Raw genomic sequence first — 26,053 nt, 5'->3', positions numbered from 1 at the left:
TTCTTTAGGTGCCGGGAGTGTCTTCTGTGTTTACTCATTGGCTGTGCCGAGTTTGACGTGGCGCGGGTCGCACGCCTCAGGGCTCGAAGGGGTCTGGTCGCCCCGGACACTGTTTCAGACGAGCAATGACCTCAGGCGCCGTTTTCGCCGTGTCGATCCTGCCGATATCATCAAGATAGATGTCTATCGTACTTCCCCATTTAGGCGTGATGTCGATGCACCGTGGCGGGGCCTTATCAGCCCACCAATCGAACATCATAAAGAAATCCTCGTCGGGCAAAATATGACCGGTGTCACCGGTTGTCTCGCCGGGCAGCAAGTCCCGTCGTAAGATTGAATGCTGCGTATTGAGTACGTAATGAAATCCTTTTGAGCCATCGGCTGAGTAATAAATGACGACCCTTGGCAGTGCTAAATACCATCCAGCGATCAGGAGGCAAGCAAAGCCTATAATCCATCGCGCTAGGTAGAAATTTTTCTCACTTGCAGACATGCGGTTGGACCCCTGTCGCCCAGTGGCTTATAGGTACGGCCAACACTTTGTCCATAACGATCTTTCCGGTAAGGCCGCCGTTTGGATACTCCTTGTACAGATTCATCCCTATCATGATCGAAACCCTATCGGGGGTGTCATCCCATGCACGCATACCCTCAACGCCCTCAGTCCTTCGCGGGCCATCAAATCTCTTAGGGTCTTTTATGAGACGCCAAGTGTCTGACCCAATCTGCTCAATACCCGCACCGTCCAGTAACACACTTTCAGAAAACCTACCTGCCACGCCAACGTAACCGTAATGAACGTTTGACCAGATATCATAGAAATATTCGTACTCTCCTTGCTTTTGCCATATCCCACCGAAGAGTTTCGCCAATATTGGCTTGTGGTCCCATGGCCTGTCTTGGCCGACACGCTCAGTCCAAATGGCAAACGCTTTGGTCTTTTTCACCAGTGCCATAGTGTAAAAATCCGGCCCTTGGCCGAGTCGCAGGTAAAATGGCAGTGCAGCGTATTTACGTGTTTCCTCATCAGGATCAAAGCTGTTCAGTTCTTGTATCTGTAGCACTTCTGGGCTGTTGATGTTGGCGTTCATCTCTCCAGCAATATAAGTCGCTAGCTCTTCCATCCTGTCAGGGTGTTTGCAAACAACAGGTTCCGCTTTTGACTCAGGCTGCGCATCTGACTTCTTGCCGGCTGCCTCAGGGCCTACCAAAGCATTCGCCGCCAAGGCTTTCTCCGTGAGCTTCGGGTCAGCCAGCAAGGTCGCCATCTTCTCATTATCCACGGAACCGTCTGGCCGGAAGGCCCCCAGCGCCATGAAGTTAATAAGGGTCGCGCCACCAGCGTCGCCCATGACGAAGCCGCCACCAACATTGCCTGAGCCCGTGATGATTGTCCCGCCGTGACTGGTGGGGCTTCCTAGGTGGGCCATAGGACGGCCATTCACCAGAATTGAAGGAAAGCCTGTAGTGATGACCGCGCCACACCCACAGGTATCCCCCACACGTGCCGCGCCCATGCCGTTGATGTTGACGTCACCGGATGCAGAAGCGATAGGCGTTGTACCGTGCCCCGGTAATGGGCAGGCGTGCTTGTCGCCCAATCGGGCTGAAGAAATCATTGCATCCCGTCCCTGCGTTTTGATCCGTAGACAACCAGCGTTTAGTTGACGCGTGGGAGGCTACCGGAAGCGCAAAAAGCGGTATGTAGGGGAAATCTTAGTTTTGCGAAGGACCTTGAGAACCTGATCGAAGAGTCGGGGTTACCTCAATGGTTGCGAACCAGCATCCGTGTCACAAACCGTCGGCCAACTCCGGTCTGCCCCGCTACGATACGGCCACCTGATCCCTTGAAAATCTGTCATTGAAGGAAGCGAATAGCGCGGTTTTCCCCCAACAAAAACCCCTTATTCAACTCCGTCACCTCCCGAATGTAATCCCACAGCAACGTGATCCGCTTCAACTTGCGCAGGTCCTCCCGGCAGTACATCCAGAATTGACGAGTGATGTTCACTTCCTCCCTCAGCACCGGCAGCAGTCGTGGGTCTTGGGCAGCGAGGAAGCATGGCAGGATGGCCAGTGCGCGGCCCTGCAGGGCGGCGGTGTATTGGGCGATGACGCTGGTGCTGCGCAGTTGTGCCTGGGCGTTGGGCAGCAGGTTGCTCATGTATAGCAGCTCGGAGCTGAACGCCAGGTCGTCGACATAGCTGATGAAGACGTGCTCGCTCAGGTCCGCCTTGTGTTTGATGGGCGAGTGGTTGTCGAGGTACGCCTGGGTCGCGTACAGACCCAGGCTGTAATCGCAGAGCTTGCAACACACGTAGGGGCCGTGTTCGGGCCGCTCCAGGGCGATGACGATATCCGCCTCGCGTTTCGACAGGCTGATGAAGTGCGGCAGCGGCAGGATGTCCAGCGAAATGCTCGGGTAGCTGTCGAGAAAGTGGCTCAGTTGCGGGGTGATGAAGAAGCTGCCGAAGCCTTCGGTGCAGCCCATGCGCACATGCCCGGACAACGCGACGCTGGACCCGGAAACCTGTTCGCAGGCCATGTGCAGTGTGCTTTCGATGGACTCGGCATAACCCAGCAGGCGCTGACCTTCGGCGGTCATGATGAAGCCATTGTTGCGCGATTTCTCGAACAGCAGCGTGCCCAGCGAGGTTTCCAGCGAGTTGATGCGCCGCGACACGGTGGTGTAGTCGACGCCCAGGCGGCGGGCCGCGCTGCTGACTTTTCGGGTGCGTGCCACCTCAAGGAAAAACTTCAGGTCATCCCAGTTCAACAACCCTAGGGAGGTGATGTTTTTTTGCATGTTGACCCTGCTTTTATCTGCGTTCTTGTTAGAAGTTTGCACATCTATACTCCAAAGCACGCCCCCTGACCAATTCAAAAACAAGACTGCCGGGAGGCCACGATCATCCTTCTGCACAGGCTGTGGATGCGTGGTTTGCTGAAGGGAGAATCGCTGAAATGAATGCCTCACTGAACCACACGACGACCTCGATTGCTCGCGTGAAACTGCTGATCAACGGCGAGTGGACTGACTCGCAAAGCAGCGAATGGCAAGACATCGTCAACCCGGCCACTCAGGAAATCCTCGCCCAGGTGCCATTCGCCACGGCCAGTGAAGTGGACGCCGCCGTCGCAGCCGCTCACGCGGCCTATCGAACCTGGCGTGAAATCCCCATCGGTGTGCGTATGCGCATCATGCTCAAGCTGCAGGCGCTGATTCGCGAGCACTCCAAGCGTATCGCGGCGGTACTCAGTGCCGAGCAGGGCAAGACGCTGGCCGATGCCGAGGGCGATATCTTTCGGGGGCTGGAAGTGGTCGAGCACGCCTGTTCGATCGGCACGCTGCAAATGGGTGAGTTTGCCGAGAACGTCGCCAGTGGCGTTGACACCTATACCCTGCGCCAGCCGATCGGCGTGTGCGCCGGGATCACGCCGTTCAACTTCCCGGCGATGATTCCGCTGTGGATGTTTCCGATGGCGATCGCCTGCGGCAATACATTCGTGCTCAAGCCTTCTGAGCAGGATCCGCTGTCGACCCTGTTGCTGGTCGAGCTGGCGATCGAGGCGGGGGTGCCGCCCGGTGTGCTCAACGTGGTGCATGGTGGCAAGGAGGTGGTGGACGCGATCTGCACGCACAAGGACATCAAGGCTGTTTCCTTCGTCGGTTCAACGGCGGTCGGCACGCATGTCTACGATCTGGCCGGTCGGCATGGCAAGCGGGTGCAGGCAATGATGGGGGCGAAGAATCATGCCGTGGTGCTACCCGACGCCAATCGCGAGCAAACCCTGAACGCGCTGGTAGGCGCAGGTTTCGGTGCTGCGGGTCAGCGGTGCATGGCGACTTCTGTGGTGGTGCTGGTCGGCGCGTCTAGACAGTGGCTGCCCGACCTCACGGCGCGGGCGCAGAAACTCAAGGTCAATGCCGGCCAGGAGCCGGGCACCGACATCGGGCCGGTGATTTCACGACGGGCCAAACAACGCATTCTGGATCTGATCGAGAGCGGCGTGCGTGAAGGTGCGACGCTGGAACTGGATGGTCGTGATGTTTCAGTGCCGGGGTACGAGGGCGGCAACTTCGTAGGGCCGACCTTGTTCTCGGGCGTCACCACCGACATGCAGATTTACACCCAGGAGATTTTCGGGCCGGTGCTGGTGGTGCTGGAGGTCGATACCCTCGATGAGGCTATCGCGCTGGTCAACGCCAACCCGTTCGGCAACGGCACCGGGCTGTTCACCCAGAGCGGTGCGGTGGCACGCAAGTTTCAAAGCGAGATTGATGTCGGGCAGGTCGGGATCAATATTCCGATTCCCGTGCCGGTGCCGTTTTTCAGTTTCACTGGCTCGCGGGGTTCCAAGCTGGGCGATCTGGGCCCTTACGGCAAACAGGTGGTGCAGTTCTACACTCAGACCAAGACCGTCACCAGCCGCTGGTTCGATGACGACAGCGTCAACGATGGCGTGAACACCACTATCAATCTGCGCTGAGCGCTGGCGGTCAATTCGCCCGGGAGAACAACCATGAACATCGCATTTATCGGTCTGGGCAATATGGGCGCGCCCATGGCCCGCAATCTGATCAAAGCCGGTCACGCCTTGCAGGTGTTCGACCTGAACAAGAGCGTACTGGCTGAATTCGCCGAGCTGGGCGCACAGGTCAGCGACTCGCCCGCACAGGCGGCCCAGGGCACTGAACTGGTCATCACCATGCTGCCCGCAGCGGCGCATGTGCGCAGCGTGTACCTGAACGACGACGGCGTGCTGAAAGGCATCGCGTCCGGTGTCTCGGCAGTTGATTGCAGCACCATCGACCCGCAGACCATCCGCGACATCGCCGCTGTCGCTGCGCAGCAAGGCGTGGTGTTGGGCGATGCGCCGGTGTCGGGCGGCACCGGTGGTGCGCAGGCCGGAACCCTGACCTTCATGGTCGGAGGTTCTGCCGGGCATTTCGCTGTGCTCAAACCGGTGCTGGAACAGATGGGCCGCAACATCGTGCATTGTGGTGACGTGGGCACCGGCCAGATCGCCAAGATCTGCAATAACATGCTGCTGGCGATTTCCATGATCGGCGTGGCCGAGTCCATGGCGCTGGGCAATGCACTGGGTATCGACACCGAAGTGCTGGCCGGCATTATCAATACTTCGACCGGTCGTTGCTGGAGTTCGGAGGCCTACAACCCGTGGCCCGGCATCGTCGAAACCGCTCCCGCGTCACGCGGTTACAGCGGCGGCTTTGGCGCTGAGCTGATGCTCAAGGACCTGGGGCTGGCAACCGAGGCCGCGCGCGCTGCGCATCAACCGGTCATCCTCGGCGCAGTGGCGCAACAGCTTTACCAGGCCATGAGCCTGCGTGGCGATGGCGGCAAGGATTTCTCGGCGATCATCGAGGGGTATCGCCCGAAAGCCTAGGCGTCACCCGTGTCGGGAATCAGTGGGGCGTTGCTGTGTATCCGGTTTTTACATTAGGAAAACGCGGCAGAACCGGCTACTTTGGACCCCGTCAGATCAGCGCAGGGATGCTCGGTACGCTTCGATGAGAAGTGCCGCATCCTCGCCTAGAGGCTGGCGCTTCACTCATCAAACGTCCCTGACCCAGAAAAAGAAGAGATCGACCATGAAGTTCGAACCCCTCGCCAGATCGTTGATCGCGACGGCACTGATTGTCGCGTATTCCCCCACATTCGCCGCGTCACAAGCCCCGGTCGCTGCCGAAAACGGCATGGTCGTGACGGCTCAGCACCTGGCTACTCACGTGGGTGTCGATGTACTCAAGGCTGGCGGCAATGCGGTCGATGCGGCCGTAGCGGTTGGCTACGCACTGGCGGTGGTCTATCCCGCTGCGGGCAACCTCGGCGGTGGTGGGTTCATGACCATTCAACTGGCCGACGGGCGCAAGACCTTCCTCGACTTCCGTGAAAAGGCGCCGCTGGCCGCGACTGCCAACATGTACCTGGACAAGGACGGCAAGGTCATCCCTGACCTGAGTGCCAAGGGCCATCTGGCCGTCGGCGTGCCGGGCACTGTGTCCGGTATGGAAATGGCCCTGAGCAAGTACGGCACCCGCAAGCGTGAAGAGGTCATCGCCCCGGCGATCAAGCTTGCCGAGGAAGGTTTTGTGCTGGGGCAGGGCGATGTCGACATGCTGTCGAGCGCCACGGATGTGTTCAAGGCGGACATGGCCGATTCCGGCTCGATCTTCCTCAACAAGGGCGAGCCGATGCAGGTCGGTCAGAAGCTGGTGCAGAAAGACCTGGCCAAGACCCTCAAGGAAGTGTCCGAGAAGGGCCGCGACGGTTTCTACAAGGGCTGGGTTGCCAAGGCGCTGGTCGACTCCAGTCAGGCTGGCAAGGGCATCATCACCCAGGCGGACCTGGACCATTACAAGACCCGCGAGCTGGCGCCGATCGAATGTGATTACCGTGGCTACCACGTGGTCTCGGCACCGCCTCCGAGCTCTGGCGGTGTGGTCATCTGCCAGATTCTGAACATCCTCGAAGGCTACCCGATGAAAGAGCTGGGCTTCCGCTCGGCGCAGGGCATGCATTATCAGATCGAGGCCATGCGTCACGCCTACGCAGACCGCAACAGCTACCTGGGCGACCCGGACTTCGTCAAGAATCCGGTCGAGCACCTGCTGGACGTCAAGTATGCCGCCAAGCTGCGCGCAGCCATCGATCCGCAAAAGGCCGGTGACTCGAGCAAGATCAAACCCGGCGTCGCGCCCCATGAAGGCAGCAACACCACTCACTATTCGATTGTCGATAAATGGGGCAATGCGGTTTCGGTGACCTACACCTTGAACAACTGGTTCGGCGCGGGCGTCATGGCCAGCAAGACCGGCGTGATCCTCAACGACGAAATGGATGACTTCACCGTCAAGGTCGGCGTGCCCAACATGTACGGACTGGTGCAGGGCGAAGCCAACGCCATCGCGCCGGGCAAGACGCCGCTGTCGTCGATGAGCCCGACCATTGTCACCAAGGACGGCAAGGCTGTGATGGTCGTCGGCACGCCGGGCGGCAGCCGCATCATTACCGCCACGCTGCTGACCATGCTCAACGTCATCGACTACGGCATGAACATTCAGGAAGCGGTCGACGCGCCGCGTTTCCACCAGCAATGGCAGCCTGAAGAAACCAACATCGATACCTTCGCGGTCAGCCCTGACACGCTGAAGATTCTCGAGAGTTGGGGTCAGAAGTTCGCAGGTCCGCAGCCGCTCAATCATGTGGCGGCGATTCTGGTGGGCGCGCCCTCGCTGGGTGGCAAACCGGTCGGTAACAACCGCTTCTACGGCGCCAACGACCCGCGTCGCAACACTGGCTTGTCGCTCGGCTACTGAGTCACGCTGTTAATCACGCCACGGCCCTGAGCTTCAGGGTCGTGGCGTTTTGCGTTCTGAGGTCTGCTCAGTTACGCACCCAGCGCTGCCTGCTCCAGCCGCTCAATGCGTCGACGGCGAATACCAGTATCAGCATCGCCAGAATCACGGTACTGGCCTGCGCTTCCTGAAACAGGCTGAGGCTGACATACAGCATTTGCCCCAGACCGCCCGCGCCGACAAAGCCCAGCACGCTGGCCATGCGAATGTTGTTCTCCCAGCGATACAGCGTATACGCCAGCAGTTGTGGCCAGAGGTTGGGCAGGGTGCCGTAGCTGAACGCCTGCCAGGCGCTGCCGCCCTGCAGACGAATCGCTGCAGCGGGTTGCGGCGCGGTATTTTCCAGCGCCTCGGCAAACAGACGGCCCAGAACGCCCGTGGTGTGCAGCGCCAGTGCCAGCGTGCCGGCATTGGGGCCGAGCCCGGCAGCCAGCACCATCAACACGGCCCACACCAGTTCCGGAATGGCGCGCAGCGCATTGAGCAGCAGGCGACTCAGGCTGCGCAGGAACCAGCCGAAGCGTCCGGCAGCGGGCAGTGCCAAGAGCAAACCTGCAATGGCGGCCAGCAAGGTGCCGAGTGCCGACATGGCCAGGGTTTCCAGGGCGCCCTGGCCGATTGCCTGCAGATGAGGGCCGCTCAGGTCCGGGCTCATGAAGCGCAACGCGTAACGGCCCATCTGTGTCAGGTTTTCGTGACTGCCCAAGGTGAGCAGGTCGAGGCCGAGGTACACAAACGACGCGATCACTGCTGCGATCAGCGCCAGCACCAGCAGCAGATTACCTGCGCGCTTCATGTGAACTGCCTGCGCAGCAAACGGCTGAGCTGGTCGGCGAGCAGCACCAGCAGCAGGAAGGTCAGCAGCATGCTCGCCACTTCGTCACCGGCGAACATGCGCATCGACAGGTCGATCTGCTGACCCAGTCCGCCTGCGCCGACGAAACCCATGACCACTGAAGCGCGCACGGCGCACTCCCAGCGGTACACGGTGTAGGAGGTCAGTTCGGCTGCCGCGTTGGGCAGGATGCCGTAAGCCAGTGCGGTCAGGCGACCGCTGCCTGCCTGGAGCAGCGCGTGGGCCGGGCGTTGGTCCACCGATTCGAAAATCTCCGCGTACACCTTGCCAAGCATGCCTGCATAGGTGATGGCGATGGCCAGTACGCCCGCCGTCGGGCCCAGGCCGACCGCGCGCACGAACAGCAGCGCCCAGACGATTTCCGGCACGCTGCGCAGAAAGATCAGTACCCCGCGTGCCGGCCAGCGCAGGCACTGGCCGAGCCAGCCTGGGCGGCCGCCACGGGAGGCGGCCGACAGCGACAATGCCTGGCTGGCGAGCAGGCTTGCCGGTACGGCCAGCAGCAAGGCAAGGGCAATGCCGGCTGTGGCGATCGCCAGGGTTTGCAGCGTCGCATCCAGCAGCAGCCCGAGGAATTCCGCAGAGTGCGCCACCGGCCAGAACCCGGCGAGAAAGCTGCCCATCGTCCGCGCATTATCGGCTTGCAGCAGTACCCACGGATTCAGTTCGGCCAGACGAATGCCCGGCCAGAGCAGGGCGACCGCCAGCAATGCCAGTAACAGGCGCGGCGTTGCCGCCGGGTCGCGCTGATCCCGACTCAGCATCGTGGCGTCCAGCGTGTTTCAGCTGCATCCGAAACCGCCTGAGGGCTGAGTTGTTCGTTGGCATACAGCGTGTCGAGATGCTCCCGGCCGACCTCGCTGGCGGCGAGGTCGAAGTGAATTCGCCCGTCGCGCACCCCGATGACGCGCGGAAAATGCGCCAGCGCCAGTTCCACCGCATGCAGGCTGGCGACCAGCGTCACGTTGTGCTCGATGGCGTGCTGACACAGCAGCGCCAGGGTGTGATCGGCGAGGCGCGGGTCCATCGCCGAAACCGGCTCGTCGGCCAGCAGCAGTTCGGGTTGCTGATACAAGGCGCGGGCAATGCCGACACGTTGCAGCTGTCCACCGGACAACTGCTGGCAACGTTCGAAAAGTTTGTCCGCCAGGTCCAGACGCGCCAGTACCTCGCGGGCGCCGCTGATGTCGAGGGGATGCAGCAGGTTCAGCAGGCTTTTGCCCAGCCCCCACTGACCAAGCCTGCCCGCCGACACCGCAGTCACCACCCGCTGGCGCGGCGGCAACGGCGGTGCCTGATGAATCAGCGCAATGCGGCTGCGCAGGCGCTGGCGTCGTGTGCTGGAGAGCTGCCAGGGATCAGTCCCCAGTACCTGCAGTTGTCCGGCACTGGGCGGCAGAGCGCTGGCCAGCAGGTTGAGCAGCGTGGTCTTGCCCGCACCGGACGGCCCGATGATCGCGACCCGTTCGCCACGAGCGATGCTCAGGTCCAGGCCGCGCAACGCCAGTGTGCCGTCGCTGTGGCGCAGCTCGATGGCGGACAGACGCAGGGTCATTTCAGCAGGTCGGCAGCGCGTGCGGCTTCTTCGATGCCTTTGTAGTTCTCGGGCTTGGTCTCGATGAAGCGGCTGGCGGCCTGGAGATCGAGGATCGCCTTCTGCTCCGGGTTGGCCGGGTCGAGGTCGAGGAAGGCCTGTTTGATCTTCGCTGCCAGTGCCGGGTCGAGGCTGCCGCGCACCGTCCAGTTGTAGTCGAAATAAGCCGGTGTGGTCTGGAAGACGTGAACCTTGTTGGTGTCGACCTTGCCGCTGGCGACCAGCTTGTCCCACACGCTGGCGTTGAGCACGCCTGCATCGACCTTGCCCGCCTGAACCCACGCGGCGGTTGCGTCATGCGCGCCGGAATAGGCGACGCGGCTGAAGAACGTTTCCGGCTTGATGTTTTCCTTGAGCATGAAATAGCGCGGCATCAGGCTGCCGGATGTCGACGACACCGAGCCGAAGGCAAACGTCTTGCCCTTGAGGTCCGCCAGGGTTGTCACGTTCGGATCGGAGGTGATGAATTTGCTGGTGAACTTGGCGTCCTGCTCACGCTGTACCAGTGGCACCGCATTACCGGTTTTGAGGTTGACCTGCACGAAGGTAAAGCCGCCCAGCCATGCCATGTCGAGCCGGTCAGTGGCCAGCGCTTCGACCACTGCCGGGTAATCCGCGACCGGAACGAACTCGACTTTCATGCCCAGCCGTTGCTCCAGATAAGCCCCCAGCGGCTTGAACTTGCGCAGCAGTTCGGTAGGCGCTTCGTCGGGAATGGCCGAGACGCGCAGGGTGTCGGCAGCGTGGCTGGTCAGGGCGGAGAAGGACAGGGCAAGGCCGGCGGCGAGCGCCAGGGTACGCTTGAGCATGGAGGTTCTCCGGTTCAATAGCGGAAAAAGGATAACGTGAAGCCCGCGTGCACGAGCAGGCGGCGCTTCACAGGATTCGGTGGTGATGCGCGGGGATTATAAGAGGCATGGCGAGAAAGGCCAGTTCGGCAGATTCACCGCCCGAATGCACGGCCGGCGCACGACGCGGTTTGCGCTGATAAGGGAACAGCCCCTAGACTCCACAGCCTGTTTCCCGGTAACCGAGAGTGTCGCGATGAATGAGCCAATCCGCCTGACCCAGTACAGTCACGGAGCAGGGTGTGGCTGCAAGATTTCCCCCAAGGTGCTGGACGTGATCCTCGCTGGCAGTGGCGCTCAGAACCTTGACCCCAAGCTCTGGGTTGGCAATGCCTCGCGTGATGACGCGGCAGTCTATGCGCTGGATGACGAACGCGGCGTGGTCTCGACCACGGACTTCTTCATGCCCATCGTCGATGACCCGTTCGACTTCGGCCGTATCGCCGCTACCAATGCCATCAGCGACATCTATGCGATGGGCGGCGACCCGCTGATGGCCATCGCCATTCTCGGCTGGCCGGTCAACATCCTGCCACCCGAAGTGGCGCGTGAAGTCATTCGCGGTGGTCGTGCCGTCTGCGACGCTGCCGGTATTCCGCTGGCGGGAGGGCACTCCATCGATGCGCCGGAGCCGATCTTTGGTCTGGCGGTGACCGGCGTGGTGCAGAAAAAGCACATGAAGCGCAACGACACTGCCCTGGCGGGGAGCACCCTGTACCTGACCAAGCCCCTGGGCATAGGCATCCTCACCACGGCCGAGAAAAAATCCAAGTTGCGCGATGAAGACATCGGTCTGGCGCGTGACTGGATGTGTACCCTGAACAAGCCGGGCAGCCGTTTCGGCAAGCTCGACGGGGTGCAGGCAATGACCGATGTCACCGGCTTCGGTCTGCTCGGGCATCTGGTTGAGATGGCGGACGGCGCAGGTCTGACCGCGCGTCTGGACTACGCTGCTGTACCGCGTCTGCCCGGCGTCGAGCATTACATTGCCGAGGGCTGTGTGCCGGGCGGCACATTGCGCAACTTTGAAAGTTACGGCGACAGGATCGGCGCACTGAGCGATGCCCAGCGTGACCTGTTGTGTGATCCACAGACCAGCGGCGGTCTGTTGGTCGCGGTCAGCCCTGAAGGTGAAGCCGAGTTTCTGATCGTGGCTGCCGAAATGGGACTGCTGCTCAACCCTATCGGCACTCTGCACGAGCGACAGACCCACGCCGTCGAGGTGTTCTGATGGCCGACAACAGCAGCGACTACCGCGCACTGTTTCTCAACGACGTGCCGATGATGGACGCTCGCGCTCCGGTGGAGTTTTCCAAAGGGGCTTTTCCTGGCGTGATCAACCTGCCGCTGATGAATGACATCGAGCGGCAAAGGGTCGGCACCTGCTACAAGCAACACGGCCAGGACGCCGCTATCCAGCTAGGGCATCAATTGGTCTGTGGTCAGGTCAAGGATGAACGCGTCAATGCGTGGATCGAGTTCGCCAAAGCCAATCCGGATGGCTACCTGTACTGCTTTCGCGGCGGGCTGCGCTCGCAGACGGTACAGCGCTGGCTGAAGGATGCCGGGGTCGACTACCCGCGGGTTCTTGGCGGCTACAAGGCGATGCGCACGTTTCTGCTGGATACCCTGCATGAGGCGGTGAGCGAATGCAGTATCGTCGTGCTCGGCGGAATGACCGGCACGGGCAAGACCGAAGTATTGACGCAGCTGCCTAACAGCGTGGACCTGGAAGGCATCGCCAATCATCGCGGCTCCAGCTTCGGCAAGCGTGCCACTGGGCAGCCGGCGCAGATCGACTTCGAGAACCGCTTGGCCATCGACCTGCTCAAGAAGCGCGCAGCCGGTATCGAACAGTTCGTTGTGGAAGATGAAAGCCGTCTGGTCGGCAGTTGCAACGTGCCGCTGGAGCTGCACCAGGCGATGCAGGGCTGCGCGATGGTCTGGCTGGAAGACAGCTTCGAGAACCGCGTCGAGCGCATTCTCGAGGACTACGTGATCAACCTCTGCGCAGAGTTCATCACCGTCAAGGGCGAAGAGCAGGGCTTCGGGCTGTTCGCCGAGCGTCTGTTGCAAAGCCTGAACAACATTCACAAACGCCTCGGCGGCGAGCGTCACCAGCGCCTGTCGGGCCTTATGCAGGCGGCGCTGGAAGAACAGCAGCGCAACGGTGCGGTTGATCTGCACCGAGGCTGGATCGAAGGGCTGCTCGGCGAATATTACGACCCCATGTACGCTTACCAGCGTGAACACAAGGCGGCGCGTATCGAATTCGCAGGTGATCAAGCGCAAGTGCTGGCCTACCTGCGCGAGCGCTCAGTAAAAGGTTAAGCCTCGACCTCTATCCATCTGGCAAGGGACGCCATGCACTCGATTCTCGACTTCTATCAAACGCTGGGCTGGGGCCTTTCGGCGCTGGTGATCGGCACCTTTCTGCTGGCCGGAACGGTCAAGGGTGTGATCGGCCTGGGCTTGCCCACGGTGGCAATGGGGTTGCTGGGGCTGGCCATGCTGCCGGCGCAGGCTGCGGCGTTGCTGATCATCCCGTCGACGTTCACCAATGTCTGGCAACTGGCGGCGGGTGGCAATCTGCGGCCTTTGCTGAAGCGGCTGTGGCCGATGCTGAGCATGATTTTCATCGGCACGCTGGTCGGGGCGTTCTGGCTGGGCATGAGTGGCGGTCATTCAATGACCCGCGCGTTGGGTGGCGCTTTGTTTCTCTACGCACTGAGCGGGCTGTTCCTGCCGACCTTCAAGGTTGCTGCCGCTGCCGAGCGCTGGCTGGGCCCGCTGTGCGGTTTGATCACCGGGGTGATCGCGTCGGCCACCGGGGTGTTCGTGATTCCCGTGGTGCCTTATCTGCAGGCGCTCGGGCTTGAGCGCGACCAACTGGTCCAGGCGCTGGGGTTGTCCTTCACCGTCTCGACGCTGGCGCTGGCGGCGGGTCTGTCGTGGAACGGCGCACTGGGCGGCGCAGAGCTGGGCGCATCCACGCTGGCGCTGATTCCGGCCCTGTTGGGCATGCTGTTGGGGCAATGGCTGCGCCAGCGAATCAGCGCAGTACTGTTCAAGCGTGTGTTCTTTATCGGCATGGGCCTGCTGGGGCTGCATCTGCTGATAAAAGGCTGATGAGTCATGCGCTGTATCGCGGGCATGCGCGACTTGCACTGAGGATTCAGTTTTTCCGGATTTCATGCAGGACAAGATGAAGGGTTACGCGCTGACTGCCATTTGCCGAGCCCGTCGCTGGACGGGCTTTTGACTGCTACGGATATCAGTGCGTACGGGCGACTGCAAACTCGCTCAGTTCGACCAGTGCGTCGCGGTACTCGCTGGGCGGCAGCGCGTCCAGGCAGGCAATGGCGCGGGCCGCGTAGTCGCGGGCGAGCTGTGCGGTGTAATCGAGGGCGCCGGCGCTTTCTACTGCGTTGCGGATGCTTTCCAGATCTTCCAGACCACCTTTCTGGATCGCCTGACGAACCAGTGCGGCCTGTTCCGGGCTGCCTTCGCGCATGGTGTAGATCAGCGGCAGGGTCGGCTTGCCTTCGGCGAGGTCGTCACCGACATTCTTGCCCAGCGTCTCGGCATCGCCCCGGTAGTCCAGCAGGTCATCCACCAACTGGAAGGCCACACCCAGATGGTCGCCGAACGTGCGCAGTGCTTCGCTCTGTTCCTGGGGGGCGTTGCACAGGGCTGCGGCGCTGTGGGTCGAGGCTTCGAACAGCATGGCTGTCTTGCCGCGAATCACTTCCATGTAGGTTTCTTCGGTGGTGCTGGCGTCACGAATCTTCGAGAGCTGCAGCACTTCGCCTTCGGCGATGATGCGGGTTGCCTTGGACAGAATCTTCATGACCTCCATCGAGCCCAGTTCGACCATCATTTCGAACGAGCGCGAATAAAGGAAGTCCCCCACCAATACGCTGGGCGCATTGCCCCAGAGCGCGTTGGCGGTGGAACGACCGCGACGCATGCCGGACATGTCGACAACGTCGTCATGCAGCAGGGTGGCGGTGTGCAGGAATTCGATAGTGGCGGCGAGCAGGCGAACATCATCGCCTTCGCGACCCAGTGCCTTGCCGCACAGCAGCACCAGCAACGGGCGCAGGCGCTTGCCACCTGCCGACGTGATGTAATCACCGATTTTCGAGACCAGCGGTACGCGCGACGTCAGTTGCTTTTTGATGATAAGGTCAACGGCACTAAAGTCGTCCGCCACCGCGCGGTAGAAGGCTTGGGGTTGCATCAGCGACAGGTGCTCCGGATAGGTTGCGCCGCATGCTAGGTCGCGGGGTAGAGCGTGTCAAGGTATGACGAGCCGCCTCTTGCAACACGCGAATGCCTTGCGTACAATCGCGCACCCTAACTTTCCTGGGCAGCACCTGCCTTACGCAATGCAAACGGGCCGTTCCAGCCCCATGCAGCCATGCCAGCCGATACTCTTCTTATAAAGAGCTGGGTGAGCAGGATTTTCGGAGAAATACCATGTACGCAGTAATTGTTACCGGTGGCAAGCAGTACAAAGTCGCCCCAGGTGAATACCTGAAAATTGAAAAACTGGAAATCGCTACTGGCGAATCCGTTACGTTTGACCGCGTTCTGCTGGTTGGCAATGGCGACGACGTCAATATCGGTGCTCCCGTTGTTGCTGGCGCTACCGTTGTGGCTGAAGTGGTTTCGCAAGGTCGTCACGATAAGGTTCGTATCATCAAGTTCCGTCGTCGTAAGCACCACATGAAGCGTATGGGCCACCGCCAGTGGTACACCGAGATCAAAATTACAGGTATTCAGGCTTAATTCAGCCTAATCCTCAACTGGAGAATTGACTCATGGCTCACAAAAAAGCTGGTGGTAGTACCCGTAACGGGCGCGACTCAGAAGCCAAACGCCTTGGCGTGAAGATGTATGGCGGCCAGGCTATCATCCCTGGCAACATCATCGTGCGTCAGCGCGGCACCCAATTCCACGCTGGCTACGGCGTTGGCATGGGTAAAGATCACACCCTGTTCGCGAAAGTGGAAGGCGTGATCAAGTTTCAGGTCAAGGGCGCCTTCGGTCGCCGCTACGTGAGCATCGTTCCGAAGACTGAAGTCTCCGCAGCGTAATCACGCAGTAGCTTAAGAGCCCTGTCTTGCGACGGGGCTTTTTTGTTTGTAGAGGTAGAGAGGCAGGTGAGTCTCTTGCAAAACTGTTTGTGCGGGCTGTTGTGATGTTGACCCATGGGGTCGCTGGTTTCTGATCGGTATCGCAACGCTCATTTTTGCAAGAGTCTTATGTAATTTATGTGGTTCTGCTCGTCCCTGTGGCGGGAGGCGTGCGTTATGAAATTTGTAGATGAAGTATCCATTCGAGTAAAAGCCGGTGACGGCGGCAACGGTTGCATGAGCTTCCGTCGCGAAAAATTCATTGAAAACGGTGGTCCTAACGGTGGTGATGGTGGTGATGGCGGCTCGATCTTCATGGTCGCCGACGTCAACCTGAACACGCTGGTCGACTACCGTTACACCCGTCACTTCGACGCCGAGCGCGGCTCCAACGGTGGCAGCGCCGACTGCACCGGTCGCAAGGGTGAAGAACTGGTGCTGCGTGTGCCGGTCGGGACCACCATCATCGACGCCACCACTCAGGAAATCATCGGTGACCTGACCAAAGATGGTCAGCGCTTGATGGTTGCCCAGGGCGGCTGGCACGGTCTGGGTAACACCCGATTCAAGTCCAGTACCAACCGCGCTCCGCGCCAGACCACGCCGGGCAAGCCTGGTGATCAACGTGATCTCAAGCTCGAGCTGAAAGTGCTGGCAGACGTCGGTCTGTTGGGCCTGCCGAATGCCGGCAAGAGCACCTTCATCCGTTCGGTGTCTGCGGCCAAGCCAAAGGTTGCCGACTATCCGTTCACCACGCTGGTGCCAAACCTGGGCGTGGTCAGTGTCGATCGCTGGAAAAGCTTTGTGGTTGCCGACATTCCGGGTCTGATCGAGGGTGCATCCGACGGCGCGGGCCTGGGGATTCGCTTCCTCAAGCACCTGGCGCGTACCCGTCTGTTGCTGCACCTCGTCGATATGGCGCCGCTGGATGAAAGCAGCGCTCCGGATGCGGCTGAAGTGATCGTCAACGAGCTTGAGAAATTCAGTCCGTCGCTGGCCGAGCGTGATCGCTGGCTGGTGCTGAACAAGTGCGATCAGATTCTCGAAGAGGAGCAGGAGGCGCGCAAGCAGGAGATCGTCGATCGTCTGGAGTGGACCGGCCCTGTTTACGTGATCTCTGCCATTGCCAAAGAAGGCACCGAGCAGCTGACTCGCGACATCATGCGTTACCTCGAAGAGCGCAGCCAGCGTATCGCCGAAGAGCCTGGTTACGCCGAAGAGCTGGCCGAGCTCGATCAGCGCATCGAAGACGAAGCCCGTGCCCAGTTGCAGGCACTGGACGATCAGCGTGCCCTGCGTCGCAGCGGCGTGAAGAGCGTGCATGACATCGGTGACGATGACTGGGATGAAGAAGACGTGGACGATGAAGACGGTCCGGAAATCATTTACGTCCGTGACTGATCGCTTGAAGTAAACTTGAACGCCGCTACGATTGTCAGCGGCGTTTTTGTATCCCGAATTTGAAAATCTCTGGCTAGGGTTGGAAGAAGATGCGCAGCAAAGTGACGGGCGCCCAGCGCTGGGTTGTGAAGATTGGCAGTGCCTTGCTGACGGCTGATGGCAAGGGCCTGGATCGCAACGCCATGGGTGTTTGGGTGGAGCAGATGGTGGCGCTGCACGAGGCGGGTGTCGAGCTGGTACTGGTGTCTTCCGGGGCGGTGGCTGCCGGCATGAGCCGTCTTGGCTGGACGGCCCGACCCAGTGCCATGCATGAGCTTCAGGCTGCTGCGGCGATTGGTCAGATGGGCTTGGTGCAGGCGTGGGAATCGAGCTTTGCCGAGCATGGCCGACATACGGCGCAGATCCTTCTGACCCACGACGACCTGTCGGACCGCAAACGCTACCTGAATGCCCGTAGCACCCTGCGCACACTGGTCGAGCTTGGGGTTGTGCCAGTCATCAACGAAAACGACACAGTGGTTACCGACGAAATTCGTTTCGGCGATAACGACACGCTGGCGGCGCTGGTTGCCAATCTGGTCGAGGCTGATCTGCTGGTCATCCTGACCGACCGTGACGGCATGTTCGACGCCGATCCGCGCAACAACCCGGAGGCGCAGCTGATTTACGAAGCGCGTGCCGATGATCCGGCACTGGATGCAGTGGCTGGTGGTACGGGTGGTGCGCTGGGGCGTGGCGGCATGCAGACCAAGTTGCGTGCAGCGCGTCTGGCGGCGCGTTCCGGTGCGCATACTGTCATCGTCGGCGGGCGCATCGAGCGCGTTCTGGCGCGGCTCAAGGGTGGTGAGCGGTTGGGCACGCTGCTGTCCCCTGAGCGTGGCATGCTCGCAGCGCGCAAGCAGTGGCTGGCAGGGCATCTGCAGACCCGCGGTACGCTGGTGCTGGATGATGGCGCGGTTGCGGCGCTGGCCAAGGATCAGAAAAGCCTGCTGCCGGTAGGCGTCAAGCTGGTCCAGGGCAGCTTCCGGCGCGGCGAGATGGTGGTATGCGTCGCCCCGGACGGTCGCGAGATCGCTCGCGGGCTGAGTAACTACAGTGCCATCGAAGCCCAGAAAATCATTGGTCACTCTTCCGAATCCATCGTGCGTGAGCTGGGCTATATGGCCGAGCCTGAGCTGATTCATCGGGATAACCTGATCCTCGTCTGACTCAAGACTGCAAAAAAGGACTATTTGATGCGCTTCATGAAAGGTTTGTTGGCCGCTGCGTTGCTGATGCCGGTGCTGGTCTCGGCCGAAGAGATCGGTCAGGTGTCGACCGTGTTCAAGATGGTCGGGCCTAACGATCGAATTGTGGTCGAGGCGTTTGACGATCCCAAGGTGGACGGTGTGACGTGCTACCTGTCACGCGCCAAGACGGGCGGCGTGAGGGGTGGTCTGGGATTGGCCGAGGACCGTGCCGAGGCGTCCATCGCCTGTCGTCAGGTCGGGCCGATCCGTTTCAAGGAAACCCTCAAGGATGGCGACGAGGTATTCAAGGAGCGTACCTCGCTGGTTTTCAAGACCATGCAGGTGGTGCGTTTCTTCGACAAGAAGCGCAATGCATTGGTGTACCTGGTCTACAGCGACCGGGTCATCGAAGGCAGCCCGCAGAATGCCGTGACCGCCATTCCGATCCTGCCATGGACAACCGCGCCCGCGCCTTGAGTCTGTAGCAGGATAGTTACAGGTCTATCGTTCCTCACGCTCCAGCGTGGGAATGCCCTTCGTGACGCTCTGCGTCACATCTCTGCGCCGCGCTGCACATTGATGTTTCCCGCTAATTTCCAGCAGGCAATAAAAAACCGACCCTGAGGTCGGTTTTTTAACAAGCGGGTCGCTTAGGCTGCAGCAGCAAGGCTCAGAGCCTTGATGTGACCGTTCAGGCGACCTTTATGGCGAGCAGCCTTGTTCTTGTGGATGATACCTTTATCGGCCATACGGTCGATAACAGGAACAGCCAGAACATAAGCGGCTTGCGCTTTTTCTGCGTCTTTTGCGTCGATGGCTTTAACTACATTCTTGATGTAGGTACGAACCATGGAACGCAGGCTGGCGTTGTGGCTGCGACGCTTCTCAGCCTGTTTTGCACGTTTTTTGGCGGAAGGTGTGTTGGCCACCGTCGAGCTCCTCGAAAGACTTTGTGAAATAGCAAACAAAATAGGCCGCGAATCATGCCGATGAGTTGAAGTCTTGTCAAGGGCAGTTAAGGTGTTCCGCTGAGTGGTTGCGACATTTGACTGGAGGATTTATTTCCGGCCTGTGACCTGTAAACTCGCGGCCTTTGCTTCGGGCGTTTTTGCGGCGCGAAGTATTGCATAAATGGCTGGCTTTATCGCCCATCCTTTGCCGAGGCGCACAACTCTTTCAATGAATCTACTCAAGTCACTCGCCGCCGTCAGCTCTATCACCATGGTTTCCCGGGTTTTGGGCTTTGTACGCGACACCATCATCGCGCGCACTTTCGGTGCCGGAATGGCCACGGATGCGTTCTTCATCGCCTTCAAACTGCCCAATCTGCTGCGCCGAATTTTCGCCGAGGGCGCCTTTTCCCAGGCTTTCGTGCCGATCCTGGCCGAATACAAGAGCCAGCAGGGGGAGGAGGCGACGCGCACATTCATTTCCTATGTCACCGGATTGCTGACCCTGGCGCTGGCCCTGGTGACGCTGCTCGGGGTGATCTTTGCGCCCTGGGTTATCTGGGCCACCGCGCCCGGCTTTGTCGACACCCCGGAGAAATTCGCCCTCACCTCGGATCTGCTGCGGGTGACCTTTCCTTATATATTGCTGATCTCCCTGTCCTCGATGGCCGGTGCGATCCTCAACACCTGGAACCGTTTTTCAGTGCCGGCGTTCGTGCCCACGCTGCTCAACGTCAGCATGATTTTCTTCGCGCTGTTCCTGACGCCGTATTTCGATCCGCCGGTCATGGCGCTGGGCTGGGCGGTTCTGGTGGGCGGTCTGCTGCAACTGCTTTACCAACTGCCGCACCTGAAAAAGATCGGCATGCTGGTGCTGCCGCGCCTGAATCTGCGCGACACCGGGGTCTGGCGGGTAATGAAGCAGATGCTGCCCGCCATCCTTGGCGTTTCGGTCAGTCAGATTTCTCTGATCATCAACACGATCTTTGCCTCGTTCCTCGTCGCCGGTTCGGTGTCATGGATGTACTACGCCGACCGCCTGATGGAGCTGCCTTCCGGCGTGCTGGGTGTGGCGCTGGGTACGATTCTGCTGCCGATACTGTCCAAAACTTACGCGCAACGGGATCGCCAGGAATATTCGCGAATTCTCGACTGGGGTCTGCGACTGTGTTTCGTGCTGGTTCTGCCTTGCACTCTGGCGCTGGGGCTGCTTGCCGAACCGTTGACCGTTTCGTTGTTTCAGTATGGTAAATTCGACGCGCTCGACGCTGCCATGACCCAACGTGCGCTGGTCGCCTATTCGGTCGGGTTGCTGGGGATCATCCTGATCAAGGTGCTGGCCCCCGGTTTTTATGCTCAACAAAACATCCGCACCCCGGTGAAAATCGCGATCTTCACCCTCATAGTGACTCAATTGCTCAACCTGGCCTTCATCGTGCCCTTGCAGCATGCCGGTCTGGCGCTGGCGATCAGTGTGGGGGCGTGCATCAATGCCGGGTTGCTGTTCTGGCAGTTGCGCAAGCAGGATCTGTTTCAGCCGCAGCCTGGCTGGACGAAGTTTCTGTTCAAGCTGGTGATTGCCGTCGCGGTGATGTCGGCGGTGCTGCTGGGGGTCATGCATGTCATGCCGGCGTGGGACGAAGGTCACATGCTGGAGCGTTTTCTGCGTCTGGGTGCGCTGGTTGCCGCCGGCGTCGTGACCTATTTCGCCATGCTTCTTTTATTAGGCTTCCGCCTCAGGGATTTCGCCCGCAAAGCCATTATGTAGGGCGCGTCGCAGGGGTTGACCTTCGGTTTTTGTCGCCACACGCCGAGAACCTTCATCCGGTCTTGGTGTGTTGCCTGTCGTCCACGGCCGTGTGTGGTTATAATCGGCCACTTTATGAGCAAGAAGTGCGTTATGCAGCTGGTTAGAGGCCTTCACAACCTGCGCCCCGAACATCGGGGCTGCGTCGCCACGATTGGCAATTTCGACGGCGTTCATCGCGGCCACCAGGCTATCCTGGCGCGTCTGTGCGAGCGTGCCGTCGAATTGGGTGTGCCCAGCTGTGTGGTGATCTTCGAGCCGCAGCCGCGTGAGTTCTTTGCGCCCGAAACGGCGCCGGCCCGTCTGGCCCGCCTGCGTGACAAGCTCGAGCTGCTGAGTGCCGAAGGCGTTGACCGGGTACTTTGCCTGTCCTTCAATCAGCGTCTGTGCAAGCTCAGCGCGGCGAGTTTCGTCGAAACCGTGCTGATCGACGGCCTGGGTGTTCAACACCTTGAAGTGGGAGACGACTTTCGTTTCGGCTTCGACCGGGTCGGTGACTTCGACTTCCTGCAACAGGCCGGCACAACGTATGGTTTTACCGTAGAAGCGGCGCAGACCGTTGAAATAGATGGCATCCGGGTCAGCAGTACCAAGGTGCGCAAGGCTCTGGCTGCGTCAGACTTTGCCCTGGCCGAGCGCATGCTCGGTCGTCCGTTCCAGATAGCCGGGCGGGTGTTGCACGGCCAGAAGCTGGCCCGTCAGCTGGGTACGCCCACCGCCAACGTGCAACTCAAGCGTCGTCGTGTACCGTTGAGCGGGGTCTATCTGGTCAGCACGGAGATCGATGGCAAAGCCTGGCCGGGGGTCGCCAACATCGGCGTACGCCCGACGGTAACGGGTGATGGCAGTGCCCACCTTGAAGTGCATCTTCTGGATTTTGCCGGCGATCTTTATGACCGGCGTTTGACGGTGGCTTTCCACCACAAGCTGCGTGATGAGCAGCGTTTCGCCTCACTGGAGGCGCTCAAGACGGCGATCAATGCGGACGTCGCCGCCGCCCGTGCCCATTGGCATGGCTAACCGCTAAACAAGAGCCTGAAATGACTGACTATAAAGCCACGCTAAACCTTCCGGACACCGCCTTCCCTATGAAGGCCGGCCTGCCCCAGCGCGAGCCGCAAACTCTGCAGCGCTGGGACAGCATTGGCCTGTACCAGAAGCTGCGCGAGATTGGCAAGGATCGTCCCAAGTTCGTCCTGCACGACGGTCCTCCGTACGCCAACGGCAATATTCACATCGGTCATGCGGTCAACAAGATTCTCAAGGACATGATCCTGCGTTCCAAGACCCTGGCGGGCTTCGATGCCCCGTATGTGCCGGGTTGGGATTGCCATGGTCTGCCGATCGAGCACAAGGTCGAAGTGACCCACGGCAAGAACCTCTCCGCAGACCGTACGCGTGAGCTGTGCCGCGCCTATGCGTCCGAGCAGATCGAAGGCCAGAAGTCCGAATTCATCCGTCTGGGCGTGCTGGGCGACTGGAGCAATCCGTACCTGACCATGAACTTCGCCAACGAAGCCGGAGAAATCCGCGCGCTGGCCGAGATGGTCAAGGGCGGTTTCGTCTTCAAGGGCCTCAAGCCGGTCAACTGGTGTTTCGATTGCGGCTCGGCACTGGCTGAAGCCGAAGTCGAGTATCAGGACAAGAAGTCCTCGACCATCGACGTTGCGTTCCCGATCGCCGACGAAGCGAAACTGGCCGCCGCGTTCGGCGTGCCGTCGCTGGGCAAGCCTGCGTCCATCGTGATCTGGACCACCACACCGTGGACGATCCCGGCCAACCAGGCGCTGAATGTCCATCCGGAATTCGAATACGCACTGGTCGATGTCGGCGACAAACTGCTGGTGCTGGCTGCCGAACTGGTCGAAAGCTGCCTGGCCCGTTACAAGCTGGAAGGTACCGTCATCGCGACCACCACCGGTCAGGCGCTTGAGCTGATCAACTTCCGCCATCCGTTCTACGACCGCCTGTCGCCAATCTATCTGGCTGACTACGTCGAGCTGGGTGCGGGCACGGGCATCGTTCACTGCTCGCCTGCCTATGGCGTAGACGACTTCAATATCTGCAAACAGTATGGCCTGAGCAACGACGACATCATCAGCCCGGTGCAGAGCAACGGCGTGTATGTCGAGTCGCTGGAGTTCTTCGGTGGCCAGTTCATCTTCAAGGCCAACCAGAACATCATCGACAAGCTGGTCGAAGTCGGCAGCCTGATGGACACCGAAACCATCAGCCACAGCTACATGCACTGCTGGCGCCACAAGTCGCCCTTGATCTACCGCGCGACCGCGCAGTGGTTCGTGGGCATGGACAAGCAGCCTGAGAGCGGCGACACCCTGCGCAAGCGTGCGGTCAAGGCCATCGAAGACACTGAATTCGTTCCGGCATGGGGGCAGGCGCGGCTGCACTCGATGATCGCCAACCGTCCTGACTGGTGCATCTCGCGTCAGCGCAACTGGGGCGTGCCGATTCCGTTCTTCCTGCACAAGGAAAGCGGCGACCTGCACCCACGTACCGTCGAGCTGATGGAAGAAGTGGCGCAGCGTGTCGAGAAAGAGGGCATCGAGGCCTGGTTCAAACTCGACGCCAGCGAGTTGCTCGGTGACGAAGCCGGCAAGTACGACAAGATCTCCGACACCCTGGACGTCTGGTTCGACTCGGGCACCACGCACTGGCATGTGCTGCGCGGTTCGCACCCGATGGGCCATGAAAGCGGTCCGCGTGCCGACCTGTACCTCGAAGGCTCGGACCAGCATCGCGGCTGGTTCCACTCCTCACTGCTGACCGGCTGCATGCTGGACGATCACGCACCGTATCGCGAGCTGCTGACCCACGGGTTCGTGGTCGACGAGAACGGCCGCAAGATGTCCAAGTCGCTGAACAATGTGGTAGCTCCGCAGAAGGTCAACGACTCGCTGGGTGCCGACATCATGCGCCTGTGGGTATCGGCGACCGATTATTCCGGCGAGATGGCGGTTTCCGACCAGATACTGCAGCGCAGCGCCGACGCCTATCGTCGTATCCGCAACACTGCACGCTTCCTGCTCTCCAACCTGACGGGCTTCAACCCGGCGACCGACATCCTGCCTGCTGAGGAAATGCTCGCGCTGGACCGTTGGGCCGTGGACCGTACGCTGCTGCTGCAACGCGAGCTGCAAGAGCATTACGGCGAATACCGTTTCTGGAACGTGTACTCGAAGATCCACAACTTCTGCGTGCAGGAGCTGGGCGGTTTCTACCTCGACATCATCAAGGATCGTCAGTACACCACGGCGGCCAACAGCACTGCGCGTCGTTCGTGCCAGACGGCACTGTTCCACATCTCCGAAGCGCTGGTGCGCTGGATCGCGCCGATCCTGGCGTTCACCGCCGACGAGCTGTGGCAGTTCCTGCCCGGCGAGCGCAATGAATCGGTGATGCTCAACACCTGGTACGAAGGCCTGACCGAAATGCCTGCCGACTTCGACATGGATCGCGCCTACTGGGAGCGGATCATGGCGGTGAAGACCTCGGTCAACAAGGAAATGGAAAACCTGCGCGCTGCCAAGGCCATTGGCGGCAACCTGCAGGCCGAAGTGACCCTGTATGCCGAGGAGTCGCTGGTGGCTGACCTGTCGAAGCTGAGCAACGAGCTGCGCTTCGTGCTGATCACCTCGACAGCCAGTGTGGCACCGTTCGCATCCGCGCCAGCCGATGCCGTGGTCACCGAAGTTGCCGGTCTGAAGCTGAAAGTGCTCAAGTCCAGTCATGCCAAGTGCGCCCGTTGCTGGCATCACCGCGAGGATGTAGGGGTAAATCCCGAGCATCCGGAAATCTGCGGTCGTTGCGTAGACAACATCAGCGGTGCAGGCGAGGTCCGTCACTATGCCTAACGCCTCGTTCGGCCGCCTGGCCTGGCTGTGGTTGAGCGTGCTGGTTCTGGTCATTGACCAGGCCAGCAAGTATTACTTCGAGAACGCGTTGAGCCTGTATCAGCAGATCATCGTGATTCCCGACCTGTTCAGCTGGACCCTGGCCTACAACACCGGTGCCGCCTTCAGTTTTCTGGCAGACGGTGCCGGTTGGCAGCGCTGGTTGTTCGCCCTGATCGCAGTAGTGGTCAGCGCTGTGCTGGTCGTCTGGCTCAAGCGTCTGGGGCGTGACGACACGTGGCTGGCCGTTGCACTGGCGCTGGTATTGGGCGGCGCACTGGGTAACCTCTACGACCGTATCGTGTTGGGCCACGTGATCGACTTCATTCTGGTTCACTGGCAGAACCGCTGGTACTTCCCGGCGTTCAACGTCGCGGACAGCGCCATCACCGTCGGTGCAATCATGCTGGCGCTGGACATGTTCAAGAGCAAGAAAACCGGAGAGACCGTCAATGACTGAGCAATCTTCGACTCAAGGCTCGTCTGACGAGCTGCGCATCGGTCAGAATACGCAGGTCACTCTGCACTTCGCCCTGCGTCTGGAAAACGGCGATACCGTCGACAGCACCTTCGAAAAGGCCCCGGCCACGTTCAAGGTCGGTGACGGCAACCTGCTGCCTGGCTTCGAAATGGCGATTTTCGGCTTCAAGGCGGGCGATAAAAAGACCGTTGAGATTCTGCCGGAAAACGCCTTTGGTCAGCCCAACCCACAAAACGTGCAGATCATGCCACGCTCGCAGTTCGTGGGCATGGAGCTGTCCGAAGGGTTGCTGGTGATCTTCAATGACGCCGCCAATACCGAGTTGCCCGGCGTGGTGAAAGCGTTCGATGACGAGCAGGTCACCATCGACTTCAATCACCCGCTGGCAGGCAAGACTCTGAGCTTTGAAGTGGAAATCTTTGAAGTGAAGGCGATTCTGGCTTCCTGACCT

At 60.3% G+C, this 26,053-nt stretch carries 25 protein-coding genes; 16 read left to right on the top strand and 9 right to left on the bottom strand.

Annotated elements, in window-relative coordinates; translation table 11 throughout:
* Positions 1-76 precede the first annotated feature (76 nt).
* The 3 genes from JOE29_RS21195 to JOE29_RS21185 form a co-directional block, all read right to left on the bottom strand.
* Complete coding sequence (locus tag JOE29_RS21195) at positions 77-493, bottom strand: hypothetical protein (RefSeq protein WP_044313485.1); 417 nt, start codon at positions 491-493, stop codon at positions 77-79.
* A complete protein-coding gene (locus JOE29_RS21190) occupies positions 480-1,619 on the bottom strand; it encodes a polymorphic toxin type 44 domain-containing protein (RefSeq protein WP_032660996.1) in 1,140 nt (379 codons plus the stop codon). The genes JOE29_RS21195 and JOE29_RS21190 overlap by 14 nt, the downstream gene beginning before the upstream one ends.
* A gap of 239 nt (positions 1,620-1,858) precedes the next feature.
* The gene (locus JOE29_RS21185) at positions 1,859-2,806 is read right to left on the bottom strand and encodes a LysR family transcriptional regulator (RefSeq protein ID WP_024664679.1); all 948 of its coding nucleotides are present in this window, start codon (positions 2,804-2,806) and stop codon (positions 1,859-1,861) included.
* A 158-nt stretch (positions 2,807-2,964) separates the two neighbouring features.
* Here JOE29_RS21185 and JOE29_RS21180 point away from each other — a divergent pair, with 158 nt between their 5' ends.
* From JOE29_RS21180 to ggt, 3 genes are all read left to right on the top strand, one after another.
* Positions 2,965-4,491 carry a CoA-acylating methylmalonate-semialdehyde dehydrogenase gene (locus JOE29_RS21180; protein WP_210079837.1) on the top strand — a complete coding sequence of 509 codons (1,527 nt, stop codon included), beginning with the start codon at positions 2,965-2,967 and terminating at the stop codon, positions 4,489-4,491.
* Positions 4,492-4,524: 33 nt separating this feature from the next.
* Positions 4,525-5,412, top strand: a complete 888-nt coding sequence (gene mmsB / locus JOE29_RS21175) for a 3-hydroxyisobutyrate dehydrogenase (protein ID WP_210079836.1) — start codon at positions 4,525-4,527, stop codon at positions 5,410-5,412.
* Positions 5,413-5,617: 205 nt separating this feature from the next.
* Positions 5,618-7,345, top strand: coding sequence for a gamma-glutamyltransferase (ggt, locus tag JOE29_RS21170; protein WP_210079835.1), 1,728 nt, complete (start codon positions 5,618-5,620; stop codon positions 7,343-7,345).
* 67 nt (positions 7,346-7,412) lie between these two features.
* On the opposite strand, the gene phnE is transcribed toward ggt, so the two are convergent.
* Genes phnE through JOE29_RS21150 form a run of 4 tightly spaced genes read right to left on the bottom strand, consistent with a single transcriptional unit; the run spans position 7,413 to position 10,643 of the window.
* Positions 7,413-8,180, bottom strand: a complete 768-nt coding sequence (gene phnE / locus JOE29_RS21165) for a phosphonate ABC transporter, permease protein PhnE (protein WP_074955971.1) — start codon at positions 8,178-8,180, stop codon at positions 7,413-7,415.
* Positions 8,177-9,004 carry an ABC transporter permease gene (locus JOE29_RS21160; RefSeq protein ID WP_103365264.1) on the bottom strand — a complete coding sequence of 276 codons (828 nt, stop codon included), beginning with the start codon at positions 9,002-9,004 and terminating at the stop codon, positions 8,177-8,179. Before JOE29_RS21160 ends, phnE begins: the two co-directional genes overlap by 4 nt.
* Entirely contained in the window at positions 8,998-9,795 is a 798-nt protein-coding gene (locus JOE29_RS21155; protein ID WP_058445496.1) for an ATP-binding cassette domain-containing protein, read from the bottom strand. The genes JOE29_RS21160 and JOE29_RS21155 overlap by 7 nt, the downstream gene beginning before the upstream one ends.
* Complete coding sequence (locus JOE29_RS21150) at positions 9,792-10,643, bottom strand: putative selenate ABC transporter substrate-binding protein (RefSeq protein ID WP_044313492.1); 852 nt, start codon at positions 10,641-10,643, stop codon at positions 9,792-9,794. Before JOE29_RS21150 ends, JOE29_RS21155 begins: the two co-directional genes overlap by 4 nt.
* Positions 10,644-10,878: 235 nt before the next feature.
* On the opposite strand from JOE29_RS21150, the gene selD reads away from it, so the two are divergent.
* The 3 genes from selD to JOE29_RS21135 are packed head-to-tail and all read left to right on the top strand — an operon-like array spanning position 10,879 to position 13,811.
* Positions 10,879-11,913: a selenide, water dikinase SelD gene (gene selD, locus JOE29_RS21145; protein WP_210079834.1), complete on the top strand. Its 1,035-nt coding sequence runs from the start codon at positions 10,879-10,881 to the stop codon at positions 11,911-11,913.
* The gene (gene mnmH / locus JOE29_RS21140) at positions 11,913-13,013 is read left to right on the top strand and encodes a tRNA 2-selenouridine(34) synthase MnmH (protein ID WP_137983568.1); all 1,101 of its coding nucleotides are present in this window, start codon (positions 11,913-11,915) and stop codon (positions 13,011-13,013) included. Before selD ends, mnmH begins: the two co-directional genes overlap by 1 nt.
* 33 nt (positions 13,014-13,046) lie before the next feature.
* Complete coding sequence (locus JOE29_RS21135) at positions 13,047-13,811, top strand: sulfite exporter TauE/SafE family protein (RefSeq protein ID WP_003318796.1); 765 nt, start codon at positions 13,047-13,049, stop codon at positions 13,809-13,811.
* A gap of 145 nt (positions 13,812-13,956) precedes the next feature.
* Here JOE29_RS21135 and JOE29_RS21130 read toward each other — a convergent pair whose 3' ends face one another.
* Positions 13,957-14,925 (bottom strand): polyprenyl synthetase family protein, encoded by a 969-nt coding sequence (locus JOE29_RS21130; protein ID WP_003344609.1) that lies wholly within the window; start codon positions 14,923-14,925, stop codon positions 13,957-13,959.
* Between the two features lie 239 nt (positions 14,926-15,164).
* Between JOE29_RS21130 and rplU the strand changes: the two genes are divergently transcribed.
* From rplU to JOE29_RS21105, 5 genes are all read left to right on the top strand, one after another.
* On the top strand, positions 15,165-15,476 hold the full coding sequence (gene rplU, locus JOE29_RS21125; RefSeq protein ID WP_002551971.1) for a 50S ribosomal protein L21: 312 nt from the start codon (positions 15,165-15,167) through the stop codon (positions 15,474-15,476).
* Between the two features lie 32 nt (positions 15,477-15,508).
* Entirely contained in the window at positions 15,509-15,784 is a 276-nt protein-coding gene (gene rpmA, locus JOE29_RS21120) for a 50S ribosomal protein L27 (RefSeq protein ID WP_002551972.1), read from the top strand.
* Positions 15,785-16,000: 216 nt separating this feature from the next.
* On the top strand, positions 16,001-17,224 hold the full coding sequence (cgtA, locus tag JOE29_RS21115) for an Obg family GTPase CgtA (RefSeq protein ID WP_002551973.1): 1,224 nt from the start codon (positions 16,001-16,003) through the stop codon (positions 17,222-17,224).
* 89 nt (positions 17,225-17,313) lie between these two features.
* The gene (gene proB, locus JOE29_RS21110; protein WP_003318792.1) at positions 17,314-18,432 is read left to right on the top strand and encodes a glutamate 5-kinase; all 1,119 of its coding nucleotides are present in this window, start codon (positions 17,314-17,316) and stop codon (positions 18,430-18,432) included.
* Positions 18,433-18,459: 27 nt separating this feature from the next.
* On the top strand, positions 18,460-18,930 hold the full coding sequence (locus JOE29_RS21105; RefSeq protein ID WP_003318791.1) for a CreA family protein: 471 nt from the start codon (positions 18,460-18,462) through the stop codon (positions 18,928-18,930).
* Positions 18,931-19,103: 173 nt separating this feature from the next.
* On the opposite strand, the gene rpsT is transcribed toward JOE29_RS21105, so the two are convergent.
* The gene (gene rpsT, locus JOE29_RS21100; protein WP_003344603.1) at positions 19,104-19,382 is read right to left on the bottom strand and encodes a 30S ribosomal protein S20; all 279 of its coding nucleotides are present in this window, start codon (positions 19,380-19,382) and stop codon (positions 19,104-19,106) included.
* A gap of 250 nt (positions 19,383-19,632) precedes the next feature.
* Between rpsT and murJ the strand changes: the two genes are divergently transcribed.
* The 5 genes from murJ to JOE29_RS21075 all read left to right on the top strand — a co-directional run bounded on the left by murJ (position 19,633) and on the right by JOE29_RS21075 (position 26,050).
* Positions 19,633-21,171, top strand: coding sequence for a murein biosynthesis integral membrane protein MurJ (gene murJ, locus JOE29_RS21095; protein ID WP_044313496.1), 1,539 nt, complete (start codon positions 19,633-19,635; stop codon positions 21,169-21,171).
* Positions 21,172-21,303: 132 nt separating this feature from the next.
* On the top strand, positions 21,304-22,230 hold the full coding sequence (gene ribF / locus JOE29_RS21090) for a bifunctional riboflavin kinase/FAD synthetase (protein WP_210079833.1): 927 nt from the start codon (positions 21,304-21,306) through the stop codon (positions 22,228-22,230).
* A gap of 20 nt (positions 22,231-22,250) precedes the next feature.
* Positions 22,251-25,082 (top strand): isoleucine--tRNA ligase, encoded by a 2,832-nt coding sequence (gene ileS, locus JOE29_RS21085; protein WP_024683042.1) that lies wholly within the window; start codon positions 22,251-22,253, stop codon positions 25,080-25,082.
* Entirely contained in the window at positions 25,075-25,581 is a 507-nt protein-coding gene (lspA, locus tag JOE29_RS21080) for a signal peptidase II (protein ID WP_003318787.1), read from the top strand. Before ileS ends, lspA begins: the two co-directional genes overlap by 8 nt.
* The gene (locus tag JOE29_RS21075; protein WP_003318786.1) at positions 25,574-26,050 is read left to right on the top strand and encodes a peptidylprolyl isomerase; all 477 of its coding nucleotides are present in this window, start codon (positions 25,574-25,576) and stop codon (positions 26,048-26,050) included. Before lspA ends, JOE29_RS21075 begins: the two co-directional genes overlap by 8 nt.
* The last annotated feature ends 3 nt before the right edge of the window (positions 26,051-26,053 follow it).

It is taken from the genome of Pseudomonas sp. PvP009, from assembly GCF_017832995.1.
In the GTDB taxonomy this organism is placed as follows: Bacteria; Pseudomonadota; Gammaproteobacteria; order Pseudomonadales; family Pseudomonadaceae; genus Aquipseudomonas; species Aquipseudomonas syringae.
This window is presented reverse-complemented; position numbering and strand designations above follow the sequence as displayed.